Source organism: Mesorhizobium sp. RSR565B (assembly GCF_054719465.1).
In genome coordinates this window covers 3,179,056-3,203,961 of sequence record NZ_JBTTIE010000001.1, presented here as the reverse complement: position 1 = coordinate 3,203,961, position 24,906 = coordinate 3,179,056, and the positions used below count along the sequence as shown (strand labels likewise).

General features: G+C 62.4%; 23 protein-coding genes. 7 read left to right on the top strand and 16 right to left on the bottom strand.

Translation table 11 applies throughout. The annotated features are described in order from the left end of the window. Positions 1 to 21: 21 nt before the first annotated feature. Both ACYG9R_RS15585 and ACYG9R_RS15580 read right to left on the bottom strand, forming a co-directional pair. Positions 22 to 1,824: an MORN repeat-containing protein gene (locus ACYG9R_RS15585; protein ID WP_245260101.1), complete on the bottom strand. Its 1,803-nt coding sequence runs from the start codon at positions 1,822 to 1,824 to the stop codon at positions 22 to 24. A 187-nt stretch (positions 1,825 to 2,011) separates the two neighbouring features. Continuing rightward, positions 2,012 to 3,091 carry a trypsin-like serine peptidase gene (locus ACYG9R_RS15580; protein WP_023686603.1) on the bottom strand — a complete coding sequence of 360 codons (1,080 nt, stop codon included), beginning with the start codon at positions 3,089 to 3,091 and terminating at the stop codon, positions 2,012 to 2,014. A 402-nt stretch (positions 3,092 to 3,493) separates the two neighbouring features. Between ACYG9R_RS15580 and ACYG9R_RS15575 the strand changes: the two genes are divergently transcribed. Further along, positions 3,494 to 4,585, top strand: a complete 1,092-nt coding sequence (locus tag ACYG9R_RS15575; protein WP_460221836.1) for a S1 family serine peptidase — start codon at positions 3,494 to 3,496, stop codon at positions 4,583 to 4,585. Between the two features lie 80 nt (positions 4,586 to 4,665). On the opposite strand, the gene mgrA is transcribed toward ACYG9R_RS15575, so the two are convergent. The 7 genes from mgrA to ACYG9R_RS15540 form a co-directional block, all read right to left on the bottom strand. Then, complete coding sequence (gene mgrA / locus ACYG9R_RS15570) at positions 4,666 to 5,712, bottom strand: L-glyceraldehyde 3-phosphate reductase (protein ID WP_023669798.1); 1,047 nt, start codon at positions 5,710 to 5,712, stop codon at positions 4,666 to 4,668. Positions 5,713 to 5,769: 57 nt separating this feature from the next. Then, complete coding sequence (locus ACYG9R_RS15565; RefSeq protein WP_023669799.1) at positions 5,770 to 6,912, bottom strand: Gfo/Idh/MocA family protein; 1,143 nt, start codon at positions 6,910 to 6,912, stop codon at positions 5,770 to 5,772. 11 nt (positions 6,913 to 6,923) lie between these two features. After that, positions 6,924 to 7,670, bottom strand: a complete 747-nt coding sequence (locus ACYG9R_RS15560) for a sugar phosphate isomerase/epimerase family protein (RefSeq protein ID WP_023669800.1) — start codon at positions 7,668 to 7,670, stop codon at positions 6,924 to 6,926. Positions 7,671 to 7,769: 99 nt separating this feature from the next. Further along, on the bottom strand, positions 7,770 to 8,870 hold the full coding sequence (locus tag ACYG9R_RS15555; RefSeq protein ID WP_023824640.1) for an ABC transporter ATP-binding protein: 1,101 nt from the start codon (positions 8,868 to 8,870) through the stop codon (positions 7,770 to 7,772). A 5-nt stretch (positions 8,871 to 8,875) separates the two neighbouring features. Then, on the bottom strand, positions 8,876 to 9,811 hold the full coding sequence (locus tag ACYG9R_RS15550; protein WP_023669802.1) for a carbohydrate ABC transporter permease: 936 nt from the start codon (positions 9,809 to 9,811) through the stop codon (positions 8,876 to 8,878). Further along, positions 9,804 to 10,697 (bottom strand): carbohydrate ABC transporter permease, encoded by an 894-nt coding sequence (locus ACYG9R_RS15545; RefSeq protein WP_023704232.1) that lies wholly within the window; start codon positions 10,695 to 10,697, stop codon positions 9,804 to 9,806. Before ACYG9R_RS15545 ends, ACYG9R_RS15550 begins: the two co-directional genes overlap by 8 nt. 81 nt (positions 10,698 to 10,778) lie before the next feature. Further along, positions 10,779 to 12,017, bottom strand: coding sequence for an ABC transporter substrate-binding protein (locus ACYG9R_RS15540; protein WP_023683028.1), 1,239 nt, complete (start codon positions 12,015 to 12,017; stop codon positions 10,779 to 10,781). 392 nt (positions 12,018 to 12,409) lie between these two features. Between ACYG9R_RS15540 and ACYG9R_RS15535 the strand changes: the two genes are divergently transcribed. Further along, positions 12,410 to 13,453, top strand: coding sequence for a LacI family transcriptional regulator (locus ACYG9R_RS15535; RefSeq protein ID WP_023824641.1), 1,044 nt, complete (start codon positions 12,410 to 12,412; stop codon positions 13,451 to 13,453). Between the two features lie 34 nt (positions 13,454 to 13,487). Here the strand turns inward: ACYG9R_RS15535 and gndA are convergent, their stop codons facing one another. Further along, on the bottom strand, positions 13,488 to 14,915 hold the full coding sequence (gene gndA, locus ACYG9R_RS15530) for an NADP-dependent phosphogluconate dehydrogenase (protein WP_023824642.1): 1,428 nt from the start codon (positions 14,913 to 14,915) through the stop codon (positions 13,488 to 13,490). Positions 14,916 to 15,120: 205 nt separating this feature from the next. On the opposite strand from gndA, the gene ACYG9R_RS15525 reads away from it, so the two are divergent. After that, positions 15,121 to 15,558 carry a VOC family protein gene (locus ACYG9R_RS15525; protein WP_023669807.1) on the top strand — a complete coding sequence of 146 codons (438 nt, stop codon included), beginning with the start codon at positions 15,121 to 15,123 and terminating at the stop codon, positions 15,556 to 15,558. A gap of 66 nt (positions 15,559 to 15,624) precedes the next feature. On the opposite strand, the gene ACYG9R_RS15520 is transcribed toward ACYG9R_RS15525, so the two are convergent. From ACYG9R_RS15520 to ACYG9R_RS15495, 6 genes are all read right to left on the bottom strand, one after another. Beyond that, positions 15,625 to 16,314 carry a hypothetical protein gene (locus ACYG9R_RS15520; RefSeq protein ID WP_155923308.1) on the bottom strand — a complete coding sequence of 230 codons (690 nt, stop codon included), beginning with the start codon at positions 16,312 to 16,314 and terminating at the stop codon, positions 15,625 to 15,627. A gap of 100 nt (positions 16,315 to 16,414) precedes the next feature. Then, the gene (locus ACYG9R_RS15515) at positions 16,415 to 18,040 is read right to left on the bottom strand and encodes a copper resistance CopC/CopD family protein (RefSeq protein WP_023714137.1); all 1,626 of its coding nucleotides are present in this window, start codon (positions 18,038 to 18,040) and stop codon (positions 16,415 to 16,417) included. A 53-nt stretch (positions 18,041 to 18,093) separates the two neighbouring features. Continuing rightward, positions 18,094 to 18,612: a YcnI family copper-binding membrane protein gene (locus ACYG9R_RS15510; RefSeq protein ID WP_023824643.1), complete on the bottom strand. Its 519-nt coding sequence runs from the start codon at positions 18,610 to 18,612 to the stop codon at positions 18,094 to 18,096. Positions 18,613 to 18,651: 39 nt separating this feature from the next. Then, positions 18,652 to 19,191: a copper chaperone PCu(A)C gene (locus ACYG9R_RS15505; protein ID WP_023824644.1), complete on the bottom strand. Its 540-nt coding sequence runs from the start codon at positions 19,189 to 19,191 to the stop codon at positions 18,652 to 18,654. A 105-nt stretch (positions 19,192 to 19,296) separates the two neighbouring features. Then, positions 19,297 to 19,653 carry a DUF2946 family protein gene (locus ACYG9R_RS15500; RefSeq protein ID WP_023824645.1) on the bottom strand — a complete coding sequence of 119 codons (357 nt, stop codon included), beginning with the start codon at positions 19,651 to 19,653 and terminating at the stop codon, positions 19,297 to 19,299. Between the two features lie 118 nt (positions 19,654 to 19,771). Next, a complete protein-coding gene (locus tag ACYG9R_RS15495; RefSeq protein WP_023735133.1) occupies positions 19,772 to 20,671 on the bottom strand; it encodes a GntR family transcriptional regulator in 900 nt (299 codons plus the stop codon). 257 nt (positions 20,672 to 20,928) lie between these two features. On the opposite strand from ACYG9R_RS15495, the gene ACYG9R_RS15490 reads away from it, so the two are divergent. The 4 genes from ACYG9R_RS15490 (at position 20,929) to ACYG9R_RS15475 (ending at position 24,780) form a co-directional block, all read left to right on the top strand. After that, positions 20,929 to 22,434: a UxaA family hydrolase gene (locus ACYG9R_RS15490; protein WP_023728563.1), complete on the top strand. Its 1,506-nt coding sequence runs from the start codon at positions 20,929 to 20,931 to the stop codon at positions 22,432 to 22,434. Between the two features lie 53 nt (positions 22,435 to 22,487). Next, positions 22,488 to 23,486, top strand: coding sequence for an aldo/keto reductase (locus ACYG9R_RS15485; RefSeq protein ID WP_352788349.1), 999 nt, complete (start codon positions 22,488 to 22,490; stop codon positions 23,484 to 23,486). Positions 23,487 to 23,559: 73 nt separating this feature from the next. Beyond that, positions 23,560 to 23,775, top strand: coding sequence for a hypothetical protein (locus tag ACYG9R_RS15480; protein WP_023824647.1), 216 nt, complete (start codon positions 23,560 to 23,562; stop codon positions 23,773 to 23,775). A gap of 12 nt (positions 23,776 to 23,787) precedes the next feature. Further along, positions 23,788 to 24,780 (top strand): ABC transporter substrate-binding protein, encoded by a 993-nt coding sequence (locus ACYG9R_RS15475; protein WP_023728566.1) that lies wholly within the window; start codon positions 23,788 to 23,790, stop codon positions 24,778 to 24,780. Positions 24,781 to 24,906: the final 126 nt, after the last annotated feature.

Sequence of the window (24,906 nt, the reverse complement as noted above, 5' to 3'; positions counted from 1 at the left end):
CCGAAAGGACGTGACAGGACCTCAACAGCCTTGCAGATCTTCCGGCAGATAGCAGACCGCCGGCTTGGTGCTGGTTTCGAACAGCGACTGCTTCGGCCTGAAATAGAAGAACGTGGCCGGCTTGCTCTCGCGTGTGCTGCCATCGGCGAAATGGGCGGCGATGCTGAAGCGATGGATCGACGACATTGACGACCACATTTTCAGCCGTGCCGTGTAGGCGCTGAGATTCTTGTTGCCGCGCACCGGCATGGGGATGCTGTAATCGGTCTTGCCGATCGGAAATTCGATGTTCTGGTAGCGCAGCGCTTCGGGCGACGCGCCGCCGCCATCGCCGCATTCGGCGAGCGATTCTGGGACCTCGATGCTGACCAGCGAGACGATGACGCGAAACGGCTCGCTCTGCTGGTAGACAGCGCCCTGATCGTCCGCCCAGGAATAATCGAGCTTGCCAATCCCGGTCACGCTCATTTTCTCGACGCTGCCGCTGATGTAATCGGCAACGTCGCCGAACTTGACCTTGTTGGCCACCTGGGCGCGGCAGACATCCAGGCTGTCCCTTGACGGGCAGGTGAAGCGCTCGGTCTCGAGCGTGGTTGTGTCGACGCCGGCTTCAGTCAGCACGTCCTTGATCGAGACGTCGACGCCATCGCCGAAAGTGCCGATGTCCTTCGTGAACATGCGGCTCGGCTCGCCGGTCGCGTTGTCCTCCTCGTCGGTCCTGGTGAACTGGATCGACATCTTCATGTCTTTCACGTCGCCCCAGCCATTGTTGACGATCGAGAAGTCGGGGCGGAAGCCGACGCAGCCATAGTGCTCGCTGATCGACAGCATCGGCTTGCGGTAGGCCTCGCTCGCGGCCACCTTCATTTCCAGGCTGTCGATCTTGACCCTCGACTGGTCGGTGGTCTTGAGGTCGACTTCGGCGAAGGCCGGCGCCGTCTCCCAGTCCATGCCTTCATAGACATTGCCGGTACGAATCTCTCCGGTGCCGTTCCAGGCATCGTTGTACTGGTCCGACACCGGATAGATCGCGATGTCTTCGTCGCGCACCAGATGCTGGTACTGCATGTCGGCCTGCTGCGTCATGCGCTGGTCGACGGCAATGCCGATCTCGACCTTGTCGGCGGAACCGCCGCCGGTCTGCGCCTTGAGCAACCCGCCCACTCTGGCATCGGCCAGCACGTCGGGGCGCGCACCGCCGATCTCCTTGCCCATCGCCCATTGCGACCAGTAGACGGTGCCGCCGGGCAGCCGGGTGCGGCCCTTGCCGTCCTTCAGCCCATCGGCAAAAGAGCCGACGAATATCTCGCCTGTCTTCGTCTCCAGCCTGCCCTCGCCATTCGGCACACCGGCCCTGAATTGCCCTTCATAGCGATTGCCGTCGGCATCGACATGGATCGCATGGCCGTCGAGCTGGCCGGCGACCCAATGGCCGTCGAGAATCTCGCCTGAACGCAGCTCCAGCCGGCCTTGTCCTTCGGGGCGGCCATTCCTGATCTCGCCGAAATAGCTGGAATAGATCGTCTTGGGGTCATAGCTCGCCGAGCCGCGTACGCGCCAGACCAGCCTGCCCTTGCCGTTGACGGTGCCGTCGGCTGCGACGGTGCGGTCCGGCGACACGCCGGCTGCCGGCTCCCAGGTGAAATCAAGACCCAATTCCGGGTGGGAATCCCAGACCCGTACATTCTTGCGCAGCACCGAACGTGTTTCGCTTTGATAGAGGATTTGCACCCGCTCGGCCCAGGCGCCATCGGGTGTGGCACCGCCTTGATCGGCCATAGCGGAAAAGCATGTCAGTGCGGCCAGCATGGATGCAGCCGCCATCGCTTTGACTCCGAAGATCATTCTTGCCCGCGCCATCTTACCCAACCCCTTGGATCGCCTAGCGTAAGCACCGCTGTAACACAGTGCAAGAGAGGTGTTTCGATACAAAAAACCGGCGGCAGGAACGTCCCGCCGCCGGTTTGGTAGTGCTGGTTATCGCCGCTGTTTGCCGGCGAAAGATCGGGCCTTATTTGTACAGGCTGTTGATCCACGCCACGTTGGCAGCGTTCAGGCGCACCGCAGTGTTGGCGTTGGGGCTTTCGGCCACGTTCACGCCGGTGACGACGCGCTGCTTGGCGCCATTGTCATAGGCGTAGACCGAGCTGCCGCTCGACCCCGGATAGGTGTCGCAGTCGTACTGGAAATACTCCGCGCCGACGTTTTCGGCTTTCACTTCGCAGGTCGCCTTCCACATCGTTCCCATCGGCTTGTCGCCGGGGTAGCCAACGATGTTTGCGGTGAAATCGCCGAGGTTCTCATAGTTGGCATAACCCAGCCAGCCGAGATTGGTGCCGACATCCTGCTTCAGCGTGATGATGCCGAGGTCCCACGGAATGACCGAGCCGTAGTAACCCTGATAATTGTCGATGAAGCCCTGCAGGATATAGACGCTCTCGTAGCTGAAAGCGCCAAACGGTGCATCGTCGGCGGTGTTGCCGTTGAGCGACGGCACGAAGATGACGTCGTCGAGCCAGGCCTTGTCTTCATTGCTGTAGAGGCAATGCGCGGCGGTGAGCACCGTGCGCGGACCGATCAGGGTTCCCGAGCAGCTGCCGTAACCGCTCTTGGCTTTGCCTTCGATATAGCCGATCGCGGTGAACGGGTAGGTCTTGGTGTTCTTGATCTGCTCGCGGTCGTCGGCCCCGAACACCTGGCGGCCGGCTTCGTCGCCGCCCGTCAGCCCGGTCTTGTTGGCCGCTGGTGCGTTAGCGGGCGCATTCAGTTCCTTGATGACAAGGTCCTTCAGCGTCTCGCCGGCATCGATCTTGATGTCCTTGCCATCGGCGGAACGTCCGACGATGCCATAGGATTTGACCGCCGTGCCCTCGTCGGTCAGCGGCGCTGCCCGGCTGGCTTCATCTTCGGTCAGTTTCGGCGGAGCGATCGGCTTTGCCCGGCCGGGCTGGTAGTCGCCCGTTCCGAGATCGCGCATGCTTTCGCCATTGCCGGCATTCGCTGAGCCGGGATCGGCGGCGAAGGCAGGCATCGTCCACAGTGCCGTGGATAGCAGTGCGGACGCAATGATAGTGCTTGTCAGTTTCGTCATGGTGAGACTCTCCCAAAAGTCAGCAAGGAGTGGAGCAAAATACAGAAATATTGTCGAGATCGTGGTGGAGTTAAAAAATTAGTTTGGTTACCCGCCCGTATCGGATCATCGGTCCGGGCGGCCTCGTTAAAGCCCTCCGCCAAACGCACCCGCGTCGATATACTGCCTAAAATAATCCAACATTGGCAATGACAAATCGCTTCCACGTAGCCCGTGGGGGGCTATAGGGTTTGGGTCGGCTCTGCCCGATGGGGCACGATTAGCAAAAGTGGTATTTCGGTTTTATAACCGCGCGGATGTCGTTCGTTCTGGCAGAAGGCGATCGAGGTACCGCTACCGCTTCTGTTGGTTATGCGTCATGGCGGCATGGCTCGGCAATTTTCATCTCAGGAGGGTTTCAAGGTGAACATTATCCATCGGTTCAGGCCGCTTGCCGCTGCATCGCTGCTGGGCATCGCGGCCGCTTTCCCCGCTGTCAACGCGCTCTATGCAGCCGACGACGCCGTCAGGCCGGAAGCGGCGGTCTCGCCGATGCAGCGCGTTGCCGAAGCCCGGGACAAGGCCAAGGCCGAGAACCCCGACGGCGCCGACCGCGTCTATGGCGGCAAGGAAGCCGATAAGGGGGCCTATCCGTTCCAGGTGGCGCTGCTGACCAGCGCCCGGCTGGATCCCAGCCCGGCCTCGCAGCCAAACGCGCAATTCTGCGGCGGCAGCCTGATCGCGCCGCAATGGGTGCTGACGGCGGCGCACTGCCTCAACGACAAGGGCCGGCCGATTTCGCCCGATACGGTGACCGTGCTGACCGGCGCCACCGATCTTACCGAAGGCAAGCGCTACAAGGTGATCGAGGTTATCGTCAGCGAGGGCTACAGCGAACAGACGCTGGACAATGATCTCGGCCTGCTCCGGCTGGCGGAGCCCGCCGATGCGCCGGTCATCAAGATCACCAATGAGCCGACGCCAGACAGCGGCAAGACCACGGTCATCGGCTGGGGCAAGATGCAGGACGGCACCTTCCCGACCGCGCTGATGGTGGCCGATCTCGATCTCGAGCCGAGCGCAGCCTGCAACAGCGGCATCAAGTCGATCTATGCGCATGACCTGAAGGCCGCGCTTGGCGATCTCTCGCACCGGATGCGATATTCCGAAAAGGGCATCGACGCCGCTGCCAATGCAATTGCCGCCGATATGTCGGATCCGCTGACCAAGAACATGATCTGCGCCGGCACCGACAGCGGCGAACGCGATGCTTGCAACGGCGACAGCGGCGGGCCGCTGTTCATGACCGGCGCCAACGGTCCGGTCCAGGTCGGCGTCGTCTCCTGGGGCGAAGGTCCGTCCGACGGCACCGCTGCTTGCGGCCACAAGAACGCCTACGGCATCTACACGCGGCTGGCTAACTATACGGGTTGGATCGAAGCCAAGATGAAGACCCCGGCTCCGGCAGCCGCGGCGGCGCCCAAGGCCGGTCTCGGCACGGCCAAGAAGCCCTGAACTGGCCCGAAGCTTGATAAACGCAAAACGGCGGGATCTTTCCCGCCGTTTTGATTCATGTCCGGTGCCGGCTGTTCCGCTTACTTCCGCGGCGGGCCTTTGCGCTCGGCCGACGCCGCCCACAGATTGATGTCGGACTCGCGTGCGTAAGTGTCGATTTCGGCGAGCTCGGCATCGCTGAACTCGAGCACCTTGAGCGCGCCGACGCAGTCCTCGACCTGTTCGGGCCGGCTGGCGCCGATCAGCGCCGAGGTGACCCGGCCCTTGCGCAGCACCCAGGCTAGCGCCATCTGCGCCAGCGTCTGGCCACGCTTGCCGGCGATCGCGTTCAGCGCCTGGATGTTAGCGATGGTCTTTTCGTTGATGAAGGCGGGCCGCAGCGACTTGCCTTGGCTGGCGCGGCTACCCTCGGGGATGCCGCCGAGATATTTGTCGGTCAGCATGCCTTGCGCCAGCGGCGAGAACACGATCGATCCGACACCGAGCCCTTCCAGCGTATCGAGCAGTCCGTCCTCTTCGACCCAGCGGTTGAGCATCGAATAGCTCGGCTGATGGATGATGCAGGGCGTACCGAGCTGCTTCAATATGTCGGCGGCCTCGCGCGTGCGCTGCGAATTGTAGGACGAGATGCCGGCATAGAGCGCCTTGCCGGAACGCACCGCATGGTCGAGAGCGCCCATCGTTTCCTCAAGCGGCGTATCCGGATCGAAGCGGTGCGAATAGAAGATGTCGACATAGTCGAGCCCCATCCGCTTCAGGCTCTGGTCGAGGCTCGCCAGCACATATTTGCGGCTGCCCCATTCGCCATAAGGCCCTGCCCACATCTCATAGCCCGCCTTGGTCGAGATGATCAGCTCGTCCCGATAGCCGGCGAAGTCGGTGCGCAATATCTCGCCGAAGGCGATCTCGGCCGAGCCGGGCGGCGGGCCGTAATTGTTGGCGAGATCGAAATGGGTGATGCCGAGATCGAAGGCCTTGCGCGCGATCGCCTGCTTGGTGTTGTGCGGCGTGTCGTTGCCGAAATTGTGCCACAGGCCGAGCGAGATCGCCGGCAGTTTCAGGCCGGATCGCCCACATCTGTTGTAGAGCATTTTCTCATAGCGGTGTTCAGCCGGCTGCCAGCGCATGGGTACAGATCCTGGATTGTATGGGTGTCGGCGCGAGCGCGCCGACACCCTTCTACCTCATTTCTGCTTCGCCAACAGTCCTTTTGCGTCCTTGACGCCGAGTGCAGCCGGCCGCTCGCAGCTGGTCTGCATGGCGACGAACTTGCCGGTCTCGCCCGACCGCAACAGGCCGGTCATGACATCGACGGCATGCAGCGCGAGCTCCATCGAGCAACGATGCGGCCGGCCCTCGGCGATCGCCAGCGCCATGTCGGCAAGGCCTGCGGTGCGGTAGTTGGCCATCATGCCCTGGCCGTGCATTTCGTTGGGCACGCCGAACGGATGCTGCCATTTCGGCAGTTTCTTCACCGGTTTTGCCGCCTTGGTTATGCGCACGTCGCCACCGAAGAAATTCGGATCCGGCACGAACACCGTGCCCGTCTCGCCATAGAGTTCCATCGGCGCGTGACCATGCGCCCAGACGTCCCAGCTGGTGTTGAGCGTGATCACGGCGCCGTTCTCGAACTCCAGCAGGCCGTGGATCGTCGTCGGCGTGTTCACCGGGATTTTTTCGCCCGCGCGCGGTTTCGACGAGATCGTGCGTTCCTTGGCAGGCGTCGTCGCGAAGGCCGCCACCTGCTTCACCGGCCCGATCAGCTGGATCAGGTTGGTGATGTAGTAGGGCCCGATGTCGAGCACCGGCCCGGCGCCCGGCTGGAAGAAGAAATCGGGATTGGGGTGCCAGTGCTCCATGCCGTGGCCCATCACATGACAGGTGCCGCTGGTGATCTTGCCGAGCGCGCCGGTGTCGATGAGGTTGCGCACCAGCTGGTGCGCGCCGCCGAGGAAAGTGTCCGGAGCCGAACCGATGCGCAGCCCTTTCTTCTCGGCCCGGCTCTTGAGGTCGAGGCCTTCCTTGACCGACAGCACGAACGGCTTTTCCGAATAGACGTGCTTGCCGGCATCGAGGATCTGCTTCGACACCCCGTAGTGCACCGCCGGGATGGTGAGGTTGACGACGATGTCGATCTCGTCATCCTTGAGCAGTTCTTCGACGGTCTCGGCGCGCAGCTTGAACTCCTTCGCCCGTGCCTTGGCCGCGTCCATGTTGATGTCGGCGCAGGCGCGCATCTCAATGCCGCGAAACAGCGGCGCCAGCGAGAAATACGCTTTCGAGATGTTGCCGCAGCCGATGACGCCGATACCCAGTTTCTTTGCCATGATGATTGTTCCTAGTAAGCCTTGACGGATGCGAGCGAGCGGCTGGCGAAGCGCTCGATATCGTTGGGGTTGTCCTGTTCCATGACGTAATATTTGGCCGCGCTCTTCGCCCGAAGTGTCTTGATCAGGCCGGCCCAGTCGATGGTGCCGTGGCCGACATCCGCCCAGCCGTCCTCGTCAAGGCCTTCGCCTGACTTGGCCATGTCCTTGACATGGACGGCGCTGATGCGCTTGCCGTGCTTTTCGATCCACGGCAGCGGATCAACGCCACCGCGGACTACCCAGGCGACGTCCATCTCCCAGCCGATGTCGGGCGCAGCCGACAGGATGTGATCCTGCGGCACCGAGCCGTCGGCGAGTGTCTTGAACTCGAAATCATGGTTGTGCCAGGCAAAGCCGTAGCCGGCTTTTTTTGCGGTCTCGCCGACCTTGGCCAGACGCTCGCCAAAGCCGCGCCAGCCGGCAGCGTCGGCCGGCCGCTGCTCGGCCAGCAGATAGGGACAGATGACGAGCGTGATGCCGAGTGCGTCGGCTGTTTTGCGTACCCCGTCGAAATCATTCTCCAGCGCATCGATCGAGAAATGTCCGGTCGGCATCGAAAGCCCGTTCTTGTCGAGTTCGGCGCGGAACGCCGTGGGGTCGTCATAGACGCCGCCGAAACCTTCGACTTCCTTGTAGCCGAGCTTGCCGAGCATTTTCAGGATGCCGTCCCACGGCTGGAAATTGCGGGCGCTGTAGAGTTGGAATGACCAGTTCATCGTCTCTGTCCGTTTCTTGGGTGGTTAAGGCTTGGGGATGTTTTCGGGGGATCGTTTCGGTCGTTCTTGGGAGGATGGTTTGCGGATGATTCTAGAGGGTCACAGGCGATTGCCGGTCGCAGCGTCGAACAGCGAGGCGCGCGCCGGATCGAAACCGAACTGGATCGGATCGCCGCTGCGCAGCGTCCGTTCCGCTTCGACGCGGAAGGAGAAGTTGCGGCCGGCAAGCTTGGTCCACACCAGCGTGTCGGAACCCATCGGCTCAACGATCTCGACCGAACCGCCGGCGGAAAACGGCATCGACTTCGCCGCGTCACCGAAAGCGATATGTTCAGGCCGGATGCCCAGCACGCAAGCGCCGGCCGGGCGCTCCGTGCCGTCAAAGGTATAGCGATCGAGCGGCACCGAAACACCGTCGGTCCTGAACACTGGAGCAGCACTGGCCTCCAGCTCCCCTTCGAGGAAATTCATCGCCGGCGAGCCGAGGAAGCCGGCGACAAACCGGTTGACCGGCCGGTTATAGATCGTCTGCGGCGCGTCAAGCTGCTGGATGACGCCGCCGCGCATGACCGCGATACGGTCGGCCAGCGTCATCGCCTCGATCTGGTCGTGGGTGACGTAGATCATGGTGTTCTGCAGCTTGCGATGCAGAAGCTTGATTTCGACGCGCAGTTCCGAGCGCAGCTTGGCGTCGAGATTGGATAGTGGCTCGTCGAAAAGGAAGACGTCGACGTCGCGCACCAGCGCCCGCCCGATCGCCACGCGCTGGCGTTGGCCGCCGGACAAGGCCGCGGGCTTGCGCTGCAAAAGCGGCTCGATCTGCAGGATCTCGGCGGCGCGGGCGATGCGCTTGGCGATCTCGTCCCTGGGCACGCCGGCAACGCGCAGGCCGAACGACAGGTTCTTCTCCACCGTCATTTGCGGATAAAGCGCATAGGACTGGAACACCATGCCGATGCCGCGATCCTTGGGCTCTTCCCAGGTGACGTTCTTGCCCTTGATGAAGATGCGGCCTTCGGAAATATCGAGCAGCCCGGCGATGCAGTTGAGCAAGGTCGACTTGCCGCAGCCCGAGGGACCGAGCAGCACGATGAACTCGCCCTCTGCGACCTCGAGATTGAGGGTCTGCAGCACCGATACAGAGCCGAAATTCAGGGACAGGTCCTGGATCGAAACGCTGGTGCCGTTGGCTGCCGTCATCGCCATCACCCTTTCACCGCACCGGCGGCGATGCCGCGCACGAAAAGCTTGCCGGAAATGAAGTAGACGATGAGTGGCACAAGGCCGGTCAGGATGGTGGCGGCCATGTTGACGTTGTACTCCTTCACGCCTTGCACCGAATTCACGATGTTGTTGAGCTGCACCGTCATCGGATAGGTGTCGGGGCGGGTGTAGACGACGCCGAACAGGAAGTCGTTCCAGATGCCGGTCACCTGCAGGATGATGGCGACGACGAAGATCGGCAGCGACATCGGCGCCATGATCCGCAGGAAGATGCCCCAGAAGCCGGCGCCGTCGACCCGTGCCGCCCTGAACAGCTCTTCCGGCATCGAGGCAAAATAGTTGCGGAACAAAAGCGTGAGGATCGGCATGCCGAAGATGGAATGGACGATCACCAGGCCGCTGAGGCTGCCGTAGAGGCCGATCTCGCGCAGGATGATGACGATCGGATAGATCATCACCTGATAGGGGATGAAGGCGCCGACGATCAGGATGACGAAGAATGTGTCGGCGCCCTTGAAGCGCCAGTTGGCCAGCGCATAGCCGTTCACCGAGGCGATCGCGATCGACAGCAGCACTGACGGCACAGTGATGCGCACCGAATTCCAGAAGCCGCGCGAAAGCCCGTCGCAATTGAGGCCGGTGCAGGCCGTCGCCCACGCCTTCACCCACGGTTCGAACGTGATTTCGAGCGGCGGCGAGAAGATATTGCCCATCCGTATCTCGGGCATGCCCTTAAGCGAGGTGACCACCATCACATAGAGCGGCAGCAGATAGTAGACTGCCACCACGATCAGCGTGCCATAGAGGAAGATGTTGCGGCGCGAGAAGACATGCCGCGGCTTCGGCCCGCGCGGCCCCGAGGCTTCGCGCTCGGCGGCACCCGCGCTGGCGGGCAAAGGGACGGCCGGGTCAGCCACGCTTCCTGCCTCCGAATTCAAGGTAGGCCCACGGCACGACGACGATCACCACCGAGAGCAGCATCATGGTCGAGGCGGCAAAGCCCTGGCCAAGATTCTGTGCGAAGAACATGTAGTCGTAAACATATTTGGCCGGCACTTCGGAGGCGATTCCGGGGCCGCCGCTGGTCTGGGCGACAACGAGGTCGTAGACCTTGACGATGCCCGACGCGATGATGACCAGCGTGGTGATGAAAACCGGCCGCATCATCGGGATGACGATGAACAGATAGGTCTTCCACATCGGGATCCCGTCTACCCGCGCCGCCTTCCAGATGTCCTCGTCGATGCCGCGCAGGCCGGCCAGCATCAAGCACATGATGAGCCCGGTGCCTTGCCACAGCGCCGCAATCGAAATGCCGTAGATGACGATGCTGGAATTGTATAGCGGGTCGAAGTTGAAGCTCGTCCAGCCGAGGTCCCGCACCACATGCTGGATGCCGAAATCCGGATTGAGCAGCCACTGCCAGACCAGGCCGGTGACGATGAAGGAAAGCGCGAACGGATAGAGGAAGATGGTGCGGAACGTGTCCTCGAAACGGATCTTCTGGTCGAGAAGCGCTGCAAGCAGGAAGCCGATGACCAGTGAGAACACCAGCGAGATCGCGCCGTAGATCAAAAGGTTCTCGATCGAGATCAGCCAGCGCGGCGTCACCCACAGCCGGTAATACTGATCGAGCCCGGCGAAATTCAGCCGTGGCAGCAGCTTCGAATTGGTGAAGGAATAGAACACCGTCCAGACGGTGCCGCCGACGAAAACCACCGACGCGGTGAGGATCATCGGGATCGAGGCGACCTTCGCATTGAGGTTGCGGAACAGCGGGTTGGGGCGTTCGCTCTTGCTCATCTCGTCAGCCGGCTGGGTAAGGGCGGTGCTATCCCGGCCCTGCTTTCGCAAGACCGGGAGCGAGGTGTATTGCCTCCAACGTCAGTCTGCCGAAGCGATGAGGTCGGCGAAGCGTTTCTGCGCGTCTTCGATGGTCAGGTCCGGCTTGGCGAAGAATTCGGCGAAGAGATCTTCCTTCTGCTTCTGGGTGTCCTGCGAAAGCAGTTGGTCAGTCCACGGGATGACGGCGCCCTTGGCGAGGATCGCCAGACCCTTCTTCATGCAGTCGTTCGCCGCATTGAGATCGACGTCACCGCGCACCGGCAGCGAGCCCTTCTTGAGATTGAAGGCGACCTGAGTCTTAGGGTCGAGCAGCGTCTCTGCCAACACCTCCTGCGCCTTGGACTTGTCGGCATCCTTGAGCAGCGGGAAATAGAAGGCGTCGCCGCCGGTGGCGATCACTTCGTTCAGACCGAGGCCCGGCAGGCAGGCATAGTCCTTGCCGGCGACCTTGCCGGCAACCTGGAACTCGCCTTGCGCCCAGTCACCCATGATCTGGCCACCGGCCTTGCCGGTGATGACGAGATTGGTTGCCTGGTTCCAGTCCTGCACATTGGTGTTCTTCGCCATCTTGCGGGCATCGTCGGCGGCCTTGAAGACCTTGGCGATCTCGGGCCCGGCGGCGAACTTGGCATCCTTGTCCTTGTAGACCTTAAGGAACGCGTCGGTGCCGCCGACCGCCGCCAGCAGCACGTCGAAGGCGCCGGAAGATTGCCAGGCCTGTCCGCCGACAGCGAGCGGGATGATGCCCGCCTTTTCCAGGGCGGGCGCTGCCGCCACGAATTCATTCCAGTCCTTCGGCAGCGGCACGCCGGCCTTCTCGAAGGCTTCGTTCGACAGCCACAACCACTGCCAGGAGTGGATATTGACCGGCACGCAATAGATCTTGCCGTCGATGGTGCAGCTGTCGAGCAGGCTCTTCGGCCGCACGATTTCCGTCCACTTGCCCTTGGTGGCGACATCGGTGAGGTCGCGCATCAGGCCGGCCTGCACCAGTTCTTCGGCCTGCCGGCCGTGATTGAACTGGGTGGCGCCCATCGGATCGCCGCCGGTGATGCGGCTGATCATGATCGGCCGTGCCGTGCCGCCGGATCCGGCAATGGCGCCGTCGACCCAGTGATTGCCGGTCGCGTCAAAAGCCTTCGCGAATTCCGCAACCGCCGCCGCCTCGCCGCCCGATGTCCACCAATGGGTCACTTCCAGGTCGGTGGCGGCCGCCGGGCCGGCAAGCTGAAGCGCGGCCGTCGCGGCAAGGGCAGCGGTCAAAAGTCTATAGCGCATTTCGGTTCCTCCCAGAATCTGAAACGTTACAGATTTTCGATACGGCAATTATGCGGTGCGTGCAACCCCTGAGATAAACGCGCTCGAATGTTTTTTCGAGGCGCGAACAAATTCGTTGCGTGCGAACCGGCAAACTGCGCGCAAAACCGGGTGCTGCGCTGCAAAATCATGCTGCAGCGCAAGAAAACCGTCTCGAACCTGATTGTCGCGCTACGTTTCTGGCCGCCAAAACCCTGCCAAAACCATGGCTTGAGAGGCCCACGCGCTGCGATGTTGGAAATCTGTAACGTTTCAGTATATTGAGGCCTGACTGCGAAGAACCGTGCCACATCGTCATCGAAGCGATTGTCGGCTGGTCCGGCGGCTGCTATGCGCCTGACGGGGCGGGACGAATGGACAGGGACCAGACGGACAAGGACGACGAGGCGTCGGCGCATGAGCGGCCGACGCTGAAGACGCTTGCCTTCATGACCGGGCTCGGCGTCACCACCGTCTCGCGCGCGCTCAAGGATGCACCCGAGATCGGCGCCGAGACCAGGCGGCGGGTTCAACTCGTCGCGAGGCAGATCGGCTACCGGCCGAACCGCGCCGGCGTGCGCCTGCGGACCGGCAAGACCAATGTTATCAGCCTCGTGCTCAATACCGAGCGCGAGATCATGAGCTTTGTCTCGGACATCATCTACGGCGTCTCGGAGGTCATTGCCGACACACCCTATCACCTGATCGTCACGCCCTACTCGCGCTCGCAGGATCCGCTGGACCCGGTAAAGTATCTGGTCGAGTCCGGCTCGGCCGATGGCGTCATCATCTCACGCACGCAGCCCAACGATCCGCGCGCCCGCTACATGCTGGAGCGCGGCATACCCTTTGCCACGCATGGCCGCACCGACATGGGGCTTGTCCACCCCTATCACGACTTCGACAATTACGCCTTCGCCGCCGAAGCGGTGCGCCATCTGGCCGGCGTCGGCCGGCGCCGGCTGGCGCTGGTAGCGCCGCCGGTCGGGCTCACCTATTACGACCACACGGTCAATGGCTTTGCCGACGCACTGAGCGAGGTCGACGCCAGCGAAGTGCCGTTCAACGCTGTTTCGATCGACCAGTCGATCGATCAGATCAGGACGCGGACCGCGCAGTTGATGCGCCGCGACGTCAGGCCGGACGGTTTCGTCAGCAGCGCCGCCGCAGCAACGCTGGCCATCGTCGCCGGCATCGAGGATGCCGGCCTGAAACTCGGCCGCGACGTCGATGTCGTGTCCAAGCAATCGTCGGAACTGCTGCATCTGTTCCGCCGGGAGTTGCTGATCGTCAACGAAGATTTCCGCCTCGCCGGCACCGAGCTTGCCCGCGCCGTGCTGGGCTGGATAGGCGGCGCGGCACCTGGCTCTTTGCAGACTGTGGTCAAGCCAGGCGACGTCGTCGCGTATCAGGGCTGACTGGCACGACCTGAGAGGTCCGCCTCACCTGACCCTATCCGGCCGCTCCACTTCCCCATGGCCCATGGAAAGCGCCCTGCTCGCCGATGCGCTCGAAGCCATGCGCGCCGAAGAAGTCGCGCTGCGCCTGGATCAGGTTCGAGGTGCCGCGGCCCTGGCGGTAGCTGTCGAAATAGGCAAGTGCCGACGCCAGTGCAGGCACCGGCGAGCCTGCTTCCGATGCCTTGGCAACGGTGCGCCTAAGCGACGGATGCGCCTCCTGCATCATGGTGGTGAAAGCCGGCGCCATCAAAAGGTTGGTGGACGCGCCGCCCGAGCCGAAGGCTTCCGCCATGGTGTCGAGCATCTGCGAGCGGATGATACAGCCGGCACGCCAGATCTTGGCGATGGTCGGCATCGGCAGGTTCCAATTGAACTCCTTCGAGGCGGCGCTCATCACCGCGAAACCTTGTGCATAGGCGGCGATCTTGCCGGCGAGCAGCGCCAGCTCCAGGTCTTTCAGAAGTGCCGCCTTGTCGCCGGAGATCTTGGTGACGCCGATATTGCCATAGGCTTTTTCGGCCGCCTGCCGCTCATCCTTGATCGAGGACAGCACGCGGGCCGCCACCGCCGCCTCGATGGCCGTCGCCGGAATGCCGAGCTGCTGCGCCTCGATGACAGACCATTTGCCGGTGCCCTTCTGGCCGGCACGGTCGAGGATGATGTCGACCACCGGCTTGCCGGTCTTTGCATCGTCGGCGGCCAGCACCTTGGCCGTGATCTCGATCAGATACGAATCGAGCCGGCCCTTGTTCCAGGTTTCAAAGACGGTGCCGATCTCCTTCGGCCCCATGCCGAGGCCGTCGCGCAGGATGCCATAGATCTCGGCGATCATCTGCATGTCGGCATATTCTATGCCGTTGTGGATGGTTTTGACGAAATGCCCGGCGCCGTCGGTCCCTAGCCACGCAGCGCACGGTTCGTCCTTGAACTTGGCCGAGATCGCGGTCAGCACGCGTTCGACGCGCTTCCAGGATTCTTCGGTGCCGCCGACCATAATCGACGGCCCATGGCGCGCACCTTCCTCGCCACCGGATACGCCCATGCCGATGAAGGTAAGGCCCGAACCGGACAGTTCCGAAAAGCGCCGCATCGTGTCGCGGAAATTGGCGTTGCCGGCATCGATGACGATGTCGTTGGCCGACAGCACGCCGCGCAGCGCTTCGATCTGCTCGTCGACCGGCTTGCCGGCCAGCACCATGATGATGACCGGGCGCGGCGGCTTGATCGCGGCTGCCAGTTCTTCCAGGCTGTAGCAGGGCACCACCATGTCCCTGAGCGAACCGGCGCCTTCGAGGAAGGCATCGGTGCGCGCCCTGGTGCGGTTGAAGACGGCGATGCGGTGCCCGTGCTCGGCAATGTTGAGCGCGAGGTTGGAGCCCATTGTGCCAAGGCCGATCAGGCCGATTTCGGCTTTTTCCATCGTTTCTTCCCTGCTTCGGATTTTGTTGAGGCCGCGTTTTCCGGGATGCCCATTTTTCGGCGAGATGATTGACGGGCCTTTCGCGCCACGTCAACCGCCTCGCCGAATTGCGTTGCGTCGGCGTTGTGTCAGACCGAGTCAGGAAGGGTCCGTTGGTGACCAGGCGCCGCCTTGCCGATCGAACATATGACGTTAGGTTGAACTTATGGCAGTCAAACGGATGGACAATGTCGGAATCGTCGTCGATGACCTCGACGAGACGATTGCTTTCTTTCGCGAGCTCGGCCTCGAACTGGAAGGGCGGGCGACGATCGAAGGCGAGTGGGCCGGACGTGTCACCGGGCTCGGCGATCAGCACGTCGAGATTGCCATGATGCGCTCACCGGATGGCCATAGCCGGCTCGAGCTCTCCCGCTTCCTCACGCCGACTGTCGTCGCCGATCACCGCAACGCCCCGGTCAACGCCCTGGGCTACCTGCGCGTCATGTTTACCGTGGACGACATCGACGACACGCTGGAAAGGCTCCGCAAGCGTGGCGCGCAGCTGGTCGGTGAAGTCGTCCGTTACCAGGAGGTGTATCGGCTCTGCTACATCCGCGGGCCGGAAGGGCATCTCATCGGGTTAGCCCAGGAACTCGGCTGAGCGAGTTGAGAGCCCGACGCGGCTTTCCGGGAGCCAAGTTGCGCTCAGGCGTCGGGTACTATTCTCTTACCAGGGACGAGGAGTGCAGCTCTCCGCGCGGTATGTAGCCAGGACTGCGTCCATGGCCGTGCTGTATTCGGGAAAGCTTGGAATGAGCCCCAATTCGATGGCCTGGGCGACGCATAAATCGCCGGCAGCGGAGGAATTTGCCTGAAAGAGGCAATTTTTCAACTTTGTCATTGAAGCCGGAGGAGGAGGGTTGATTGAACTATAAATGATCGAGCCTGAACGAATGGATACAACCTTGACATCGTCCTTATTCCATCGAGCAGGGTCAAAGATATAATTGAGATTGCTTTTGCCGTCAGGGTGTTTTGCCGCACCGTAGATGGCAATGACAGTCACATTGGCATCATGCGCATCGCCTTTCATATCCGAATCCGTGGCCGGCATCTTGAGCCCGAGCTCGAGCTCATAGGCAAGCTCCGACAGGGCTTCGCCATCGCCTTCTCGCGCCAAGGGCCAAAGTACCGCCCATTGCTTTTTACATTGCTCTTTGGCGTAGGAATCTCGGGCAAACTTCAGGCGCTCCTCACGGGTCAAACTCGGCTGCGTCAAGCTTTTTTTACCTGTGAGATCGCACCCGCCGACAAGAAAGAAGACCAGAAGACCGCAACATACTTTCGCTATAGACCGAGCTGATACGACGGCTGATCGAATTGTTTTTTGCCACAAAGAGTGCACCGTCAGAGGCATCGCTCGATCCCGAACATATCAATGCACCAGTAAAAGCCAATGAACCGCACAAGGCGACTCGTAGCTTATGCGGAAAACGAAAGCATAGCCATTTGGTATATTAGTCGGCGCGGATATCGATCGGCGCTTCGATCTTTATCACTTCGAAATCCGAAACCAGAATATCGAGCCGCGCCGTCCAGCGGCCTGGAATCGGAATGACGAGATTATCGACCCGCCAAGTGCCGTCGCCTGGCTTGGTCGCCGGACGCTTGATCGGCTCGATCCCCGAATCGGGCTTGGACAGCACCAGCGACACTTCCTTGGCGTCGAGCGGGCCGAAATCGCCATCCATGATGACGATGGAGGCGGTGACCTCCCCGGTATGGCCGGGCGTGATGTCGATGTCGGCCATCGCCTTCATAGTGTGGATATGGGTCGACGTCGGTTGTGCCGCGGCGATTGCCAGGGCCCGTGGCGGCGGCGTGAAGCGCCAGCCGGCGGCAACGCCGAAGATCAGGAGCACGATCAGCATTTCGACTGAGATCGAGCGGCTAAGCCGTCGCCGCACTTCCGTCGCTCCGGCCTCGGCCAAGGCGGTGAGCCGCCATCGATTGACCGCCGCCAGCGTGAACAGAAACACCAGCAGCGCCAGCTTGATCAGCAGCAGCCGGCCATAGGCGGTGTTGACCAGTGCCGCCGGTGTCTGCACCTGGATGATGGCGAGCACCACACCGGCGGCGGCAAGCACTACCACCACGGGCATGATCGCGCGCGAAAACCGCCGCAGGAACGCCCCGGCTTCCACCGATTGGCTGCTCAACGCCAGGCCGAGCGGCAGCAGTGCTCCAGCCCAGAAAGCGATGCCGGCGCCATGCAGGAACACCATAGGCCGCGTCAGCCATTGCGGTTCGGCTGCACTGGCATGGCCGCTGGCGGCAAGGGCTGCACCCACACCGGCCAGCCCGGCGAGCGCCAACGGCCTGGCGCCAGCACGCGATCCGACCAACGACAGCAGGCCAAGCCCGAGCGCCGCCAGCGAAATCAGCACCGTCCAGCCGAAGCTGGTGCCAAGCGCCGTCCGCCAGACCACCGGTTGCGCCAGCCGGGCGAGTGGCGCGCCCAGCGCGTCCAGCCCCTGGAACCCGAGCGACAGGGGTGCTGCGACCAGCCCGCACAGGATGGCGGCAATGACGAAGCGCTGGCCTGAGCGCTGGCCTTGCGCCAGCCATGTCAGCGCGAAGGCGCCGCCAATGCCGAGGAAAAGCCCGATGTAGAGAAGAACCTTGCCGGTCCAGATCGCTGACCGCAAATCTATATCGACAGCTTCCCCCACCGCCGGCGCCGCACTTGGCGCGCCAACGGAAAACAGCACCGAGCCGCCGACCGGATGGCCATCGGCGGAAATCACCCGCCAGCTCAAGACATGGGTGCCCGGCCCGAGCTTTTGTGGATTGCCGATCTCAACCGTTTGGTCGCTCAACCGAAACGAGGTCAAAGCGACAGGCGTACCGTCGGGCCGCACCAAGGTCAGCACCAGCGGCGACACAGGCTCGCTGAAGGTCAGCGAAAATTGCGTCGGCGCTCGCTCCAGAACCGCGCCGTCGGCAGGCTCGGCCTTGATCAGCGCCGCATGGGCAAAGGCCTGGTTTGGCGTGGCAAGGACGGCAAGCAGCAGGATCGCGGCCAGCAGGCCGAAGCACCTGCCGGCTGTCCGTTCTATCCGCTGAAAACAGGCCACGTTCATGCCATCCACCAAAACAGTGGCGCGCCGCTTCGAAGCAGCGCGCCGCCAATGCATCATTTCTTCGGCAGCAGGTTGAGGCCGGGCGCCGGATCTTCCAGCGCATCCTCATCCTGACCAGCCGCCGGAATCTCTATCCAACGCGTGGTGGCCCCATCGCATTCCTGCACCACCGGAAAATAGAGTTTTTGCCCGGCCGGCAGATCGGCGGCCAACGTGCCGCGGAAGACGAACTCGTCATAAAATTCATCCGGCAGGCTGCCGCCGCTCCAGTCGACTTCCTTGACGCCCGAGGTCACCGCCTCGCCATAGAGCTGGTAGGATTTCTCGTACTTGCCTTTCTTGACCTGCAGCGTCCAGCCGGGCTTGGGCATCGGCTTCACCCCGATCACCCCTTCCGGGATCTGCACGCGCACGGCAATCGTCGCCTTGCCTTCGCAGCCATGCGGCACGCGCAGCACGGCCTTGTAGGTCGAACCGAGCGGCGCTTCCTGGGTTTCGAGCGTGATATGGCCGAAGGCAGCGCTTGTCCCCAGGACAAGGAATGCAGCGGCCGGCAAAAGATACTTGTTCATGATGGTCCCTCTCGAAAAATCGGTTGGCAAATTGATTGGTCAGTCGTTGTCTTCGAGGGGTGGCGCGCTGCCTATGGCTTGCACGGCAAACTCGACGGTCACGGTTCCGGCCTTCTCGAAAGTCAGCGTGGCGGCAAACATCTGGCCTTCTTTAGGCGGCTGCTTCAAATCCATGAACATCACGTGGTAGGCGCCAGGACCCAGCGTGATCTTGCCGCCCGCCGGAATGTCCAGGGCGCCACTGACCGGGCGCATGGTCATGACGCCATCCTTCACCCCCATTTCATGCAGTTCGGCCTTCCCCGAAATGTCGGAGGAAATCGACAGCAGCCGGTCTGGTGCGCTGCCCTTGTTGACGATGGTGAAATAGCCGCCGGCAACCTTGGCGCCGGCTGGCGTGGCACGGGACCAGGGATGCTCGATCTCGATGTCACCGGCCTTGAACTCATGCGCAAGGACGGAATGGGCGCCGACGAACAACAGTGCAAAGGCAAAGAGGGCGCTGCCGAGACGCTGCTCGATAGTGGTGAAGATAGGGGTGCTGCGGCGCAACGCGCCGGCATGACGAAAACGGGACATGGGTAGGCTCCATGAATATGAGGTCGCGCCTTTGTCCGGCTGCGAACGAGTTTATCATTGGATGATTATCGCCCGCGCGGGTTACGCCAAGCGAGCGGCGGTTTTTCAGCCCGCAAGCGGCGGGGCGCGCGGATTGGCCGGAGAGCGCTCACGCGTAACGTCGGGATGCCTGACTGCCGGCGGAAGAAACGCGACTGTTTCAAAAGACAGGCTCACCGGCGCCACGCCGACGCCTGCCGGCGGCGCATAGGCGACGGAGGCCATGCTGCAGCCGAGCATGCAGCATGCCGGCATGTGCGGCTGGTGCGGATCGCCGCCGGGAAGCTGGACCGCCCCCTCATGTGTACAGATGACGTTGCCGAAAACGTCGAGTTGCGAGGCATCCGGCGCAATGCCGAAGGCAAACACGCCGAGCGTCGACTGGAGCAGCAGCACACAGGTCGCGACAAACGCGGCCATCATGCTCCATCTCTTACGCCCGAAGTTCAAGGATCTGCCTCTTCACGCAGCAACGGCGGATACCTAGCATGCGTCACGCGGCCGGAAAATCGCCAAATCATCGCTGCGGCAACGCGGCGCGTTAAGAAGCAATCCGACCGATTTCCGGGATCGACGTCAACAGCGTGTGGCGTGCCGACTTCAGATGCTTGCGGCAGGCGGCGTCGACCTTGCCGAGATCGCGCGATTTCAGCGCCGCGATGTAGGCGAGATGCTCGCTCACCGCGACTTCGTTGCGCTCGCGCTCCTGCGCCTTGTTCCACTGGTAGTGGTAGTGAAAGATCATGGCGATGACGTCGTAGAAATCGACGATGAAGCGGTTGTGCGACGCCCGGTGGATCAGCCGGTGGAAGCGCTCGTCTAGCTCCGAGAATTCGTTGAAGCGGATGGCGATTTCGCTGGCCAGAAGCCGGTGCTCGTCTTCCAGCCGGTCGAGATCCGCCCAGACCGGACTATCCCCAGGCAAGGCGGCAAAGGCCGCCGCCGAGCGTATCTCGAACATCTCGCGGATTTCAGTGAGTTCGAGCGCGAAGGCTCGCGTAAATCCTTTCAGCACCCAGTGGCTGTTGCGCCGCTTCTCGATCAGGCCGAAGCGGGAGAAGCGGATGAGGAACTCTCGCACGCTGGTGGTGCCGACGCCGATCTCGCGCGCCAGTTCGAGCTCGTTGATCTGCATGCCGGCCTCTGCACCGCCGGCCAGCAACCTGCGCATAAACGACCGCTCGATGATCTGGGCCAGTGTGTCTGTCTCCTCCTCGGGGAAGAAATCATCCGGCTTCGGCGTCCTGAGCACTGTCTTGCTGCGTTTGTTCCACGCGATCAGCCCGGTCTCTTCCATGCGCGCCAGAATGGTGCGCACGGTGGTACGGCTGACGCCAAGCAAAGTGCCCAGCTCCGGCTCCGACGGCAGGCTCTGCGTCTCATCGAGCAGCCGCAGACCCCTGTTGTAAGCGTCCTTGTAGACGTTGTTGCTCTTCGACATCCCTGCCCCGTTGCGCGCCGGCGCTTGCTGTGGCTGGCTTGAAGCGCGATATCACATATGTCCTGGCGCTCACCCGGCAAAGCAAAACGCTCTGCGTGTCAGACGCCGCTCCCCACAAGCCAAGCGTCCATCGGACGCATGGTCTCCTCCTGAAAAAACAATTGACGCACAAATGTTTTTTCACGATAAAAGACATTATATGTAAACAGACGCGTGTCAATCCGCGCATCCCCAGGAACAGACCCAGGAAACTGCCCGTGAACGCTTCGAACAGCATTCTTCTGTCCCCCGCCGACAATGTCGCGGTCGCCAATGGCCGCATCGAGATCGGCACCCCTCTGCCCGGCGGCGCCGTCGCCACGGCCTTGATCGAGCCCGGCCACAAGGTGGCGATCAAGCCTATCGCCGCCGGCGAGGCGGTGGTCAAGTATGCCCAGGCCATCGGCCGCGCCACCCAGGACATCGCGCCCGGCGACCACGTCCATTCGCACAATCTGGTCTTCGAGTCCGGCCGTCTGCCGGTCGTGCCGCCGAGCGAAGCGGAGCATGCCACCGAAGCTGACCGCGCCCGGACATTCATGGGCTATCGTCGCGCCGATGGCCGTGCCGGCACGCGCAACTTCATCGGCATCATCGCCAGCGTCAATTGCTCGGCCACCGTCTGCCACGCCATTGCCGACGAGGCCAACCGCGTGCTGTTGCCGAAATATCCGGGGATCGACGGCTTCGTCCCGATCGTCCATGGCCAGGGCTGCGGCATGAGCGGCACCGGCGACGGCATGATGGTGCTGCACCGCACGCTCGCCGGTTACACCCGCCATCCGAATTTCGGCGGCGCGTTGATGGTCGGCCTCGGCTGCGAGGTCAACCAGCTCACCCTTTACGGCCAGAAGGGTGCGGCGGCGGGAAAACGCCATTTCAACATCCAGGACGCCGGCGGTTCGCGCAAATCGGTCGCAAAGGCGATGGGCGTGCTCGCCGAAATCGCCGAGGAAGTCGGCCAGTATCAGCGCGAGCCGATCCCGGTCTCGGAGATCGTCGTCGGCCTGCAATGCGGCGGTTCCGACGGCATGTCGGGCATCACCGCCAATCCCGCGCTGGGAGCGGCGGTCGACATCCTGGCCGGCGTCGGCGGCATCGGCATCCTGTCGGAGACGACGGAGATCTATGGCGCCGAACATCTGCTCGCCTATCGCGCGGCAACGCCGGAGATCGCCAAGAAGCTCGACGGTTTCGTCAAATGGTGGGAGGACCATGTCGCCAAGCACGGCGCCTCGATCGACAACAACCCCTCGCCCGGCAACAAGCGCGGTGGCCTGACCACCATCCTGGAAAAGTCGCTGGGCGCCGTGGCCAAAGGCGGCCAGACTCCGCTCAACGGCGTCTTCGGTTATGCCGAAAAGGTCACCGGCAGTGGCCTGGTGTTCATGGACACGCCCGGTTACGACCCGGTCTCGGCGACCGGTCAGGTGGCGGGCGGCGCCAACATCATCGTCTTCACCACCGGCCGCGGCTCCTGCTTCGGCTGCCGGCCCACGCCGTCGATCAAGGTCGCCACCAACTCGACCATGTACCACCAGATGGAAGAGGACATGGACGTCAATTGCGGCGTCATCGCTTCGGGTGAGAAGACCATCGCCGGCATGGGCCGGGAACTCTTCGAACTCATCGTCGAGACGGCATCGGGCCGCAAGACCAAGAGCGAGGCGTTCGGCTACGGCGACAACGAGTTCGTGCCGTGGCACCTCGGCGCGACGCTCTAACCACCGACGAAAAAAAACGGGCTGCAACGACGGCTCACAAGGGGAGGCTTTGGATGGACAAACGCCGCATCGGCACGACTGCGCTCGAGGTAACCGAGATAAGCTTCGGCGGGGCGGCGATCGGCGGGCTCTACCGTGCCTGTCCACGCGAAGCGGCGATGGAGACGCTGCAGACAGCCTGGGATGCCGGCCTGCGCTATTTCGACACCGCGCCCTTCTATGGCTTCGGCCTGTCGGAGCGGCGGACCGGCGATTTCCTGCGCTACAAGCCGCGGGATTCCTATGTGCTGTCGACCAAGGTCGGACGGCTGTTCCGCCCGGTGCCGGAAGACCAGGTTCCCGATCATTCCTATGTCGACCCGCTGCCCTTCGCGCTCGACTACGACTACTCCTATGACGGCATCATGCGCTCGGTCGAGTTCTCCTATGCCCGGCTCGGGCTGAACCGGATAGACATCCTGTTTGTGCACGACATCGGCACCTACACACATGGCGTCGAGAAGACGAAGCTGCACTTTCGCCAGCTGATGGACGGCGGCTTGAAGGCGCTGGAAGAGCTTAAAACGTCCGGTGTGATTTCCGCCTATGGGCTCGGCGTCAACGAGGTGCAGATCTGCCTCGACGTATTGCGCGAAGCACCGCTCGACTGCATCCTGCTGGCCAGCCGCTATTCGCTGCTCGACCGCTCTGCTGAAGCCGAGTTGCTGCCGTTATGCCGTGAGCGACAGACTTCCCTGATCATCGGCGGCGTCTTCAACTCCGGCATCCTGGCGACCGGACCGGTGCACGGTGCGCATTTCGACTATCTGCCGGCGACGCAGGACATACTTGAGCGTGTCGGCGCGATGGAGAAAATCGCTGATGAGGGCGGATATCCGCTGGCGGCGGCTGCATTGCAGTTTCCGCTGCAGGAGCCTGTCGTGGCCAGCGTGCTGACCGGAACGGCCAAGCCTGCCAACCTGACGCGCAACCTCGACCTGTTCGACGTCCAGGTGCCGCAAGCGGAATTCGCCCGCTACACTCCCTACACCATCGTGCAGGAGCTCGGCTGACGAAACGCCACAATCACGGTTCTCAAGAAGGAATGAATATTCCATATTGACTCGACGGTGGAATTAATATTCCATGATGATCAAGGAGGATCGGGAGCGTCTGGACGTGGCACTGAGGATCGGCAGGGAGGTTTCCCCGCCAAGCCATGCGCAGGCCGATATGAAACACCGCTTGCGTCGGCCGGACCGATGCACTATCAAAAAGCGGCAACTGTTTTTTATTGATAAAGGTCTGTTTGGGCCGCGCCTATCCAAATGGAGCTTCCGCAACCTTCACCGGGCGATCTAGGGAGGATTCCTAATGAAATTCGTGACCAGCATTCTCAACCGCCGTTCACTGGTGGCACTTGCTGCCGCCTCGATGCTTGCAGGCACGCTGCACACGGCGCCCGCTTCGGCGGCGGACGTGACCATTCCGATCATCGTCAAGGACACCACATCCTTCTACTGGCAGATCGTCCTGGCCGGTGCCCGCAAGGCCGGCAAGGATCTCGGCGTCAACGTACCCGAACTCGGCGCCCAGGCTGAAACCGACGTCAACGGCCAGGTTTCGATCCTCGAGAATGCCGTCGCCGGCAACCCGGCCGCGATCGTCATCGCGCCGACCGAATTCAAGGCGCTCGGCAAGCCGATCGATGAAGCAGCCAGCAAGGTCAAGGTCATCGGCATCGACTCCGGCGCCGATTCCAAGGCCTTCACCTCGTTCCTGACCACCGACAATGTGCAGGGCGGACGCGTCGCCGCTGACGGTCTTGCAGCAGCCATCGGCGAAGCCAATGGCGGCAAGATCGAGGGCGACGTCGCCCTGATCACCAACGCGCCGGGCGCCGGTTCGCTGGAGCAGCGCAAGCAGGGCTTCACCGAGCAGCTGGCCGCGAAATATCCGGGGCTCAAGCTCGTCGCCGACAAATATGCCGACGGCCAGGCAACGACCGGTCTCAACATCGCCACCGACCTGATCACCGCCAACCCGAACCTCAAGGGCATCTTCGCGTCCAACCTGATCATGGCGCAGGGCGTCGGTCAGGCAGTCGCCGAGAACAACCTTGGCGGCAAGCTGGCGCTGGTCGGCTTCGACAGCGACGAGAAGCTGATCAAGTTCCTCAATGACGGCGTCATTTCCGCGCTCGTCGTCCAGGATCCGTACCGGATGGGCTATGACGGCATCAAGACCGCGCTCGCCGCCTCGAAGGGCGAGAAGGTCGAGGCCAATGTCGACACCGGCGCCAACCTGGTGACCAAGGCAAACATGAAAGACCCCAAGATCGACGCCCTGCTCAACCCGAAGCTCTGAGCCCGTCAGGCAAAAATCGTTTCCGGGGCCTCGCGCCCCGGAAACACCGGATACAAGCTTGAATATCCACCGGCTTGAATCACCTCGACGATGTGGCTGACTGCATCGCGACGTGCCAATCGTAAG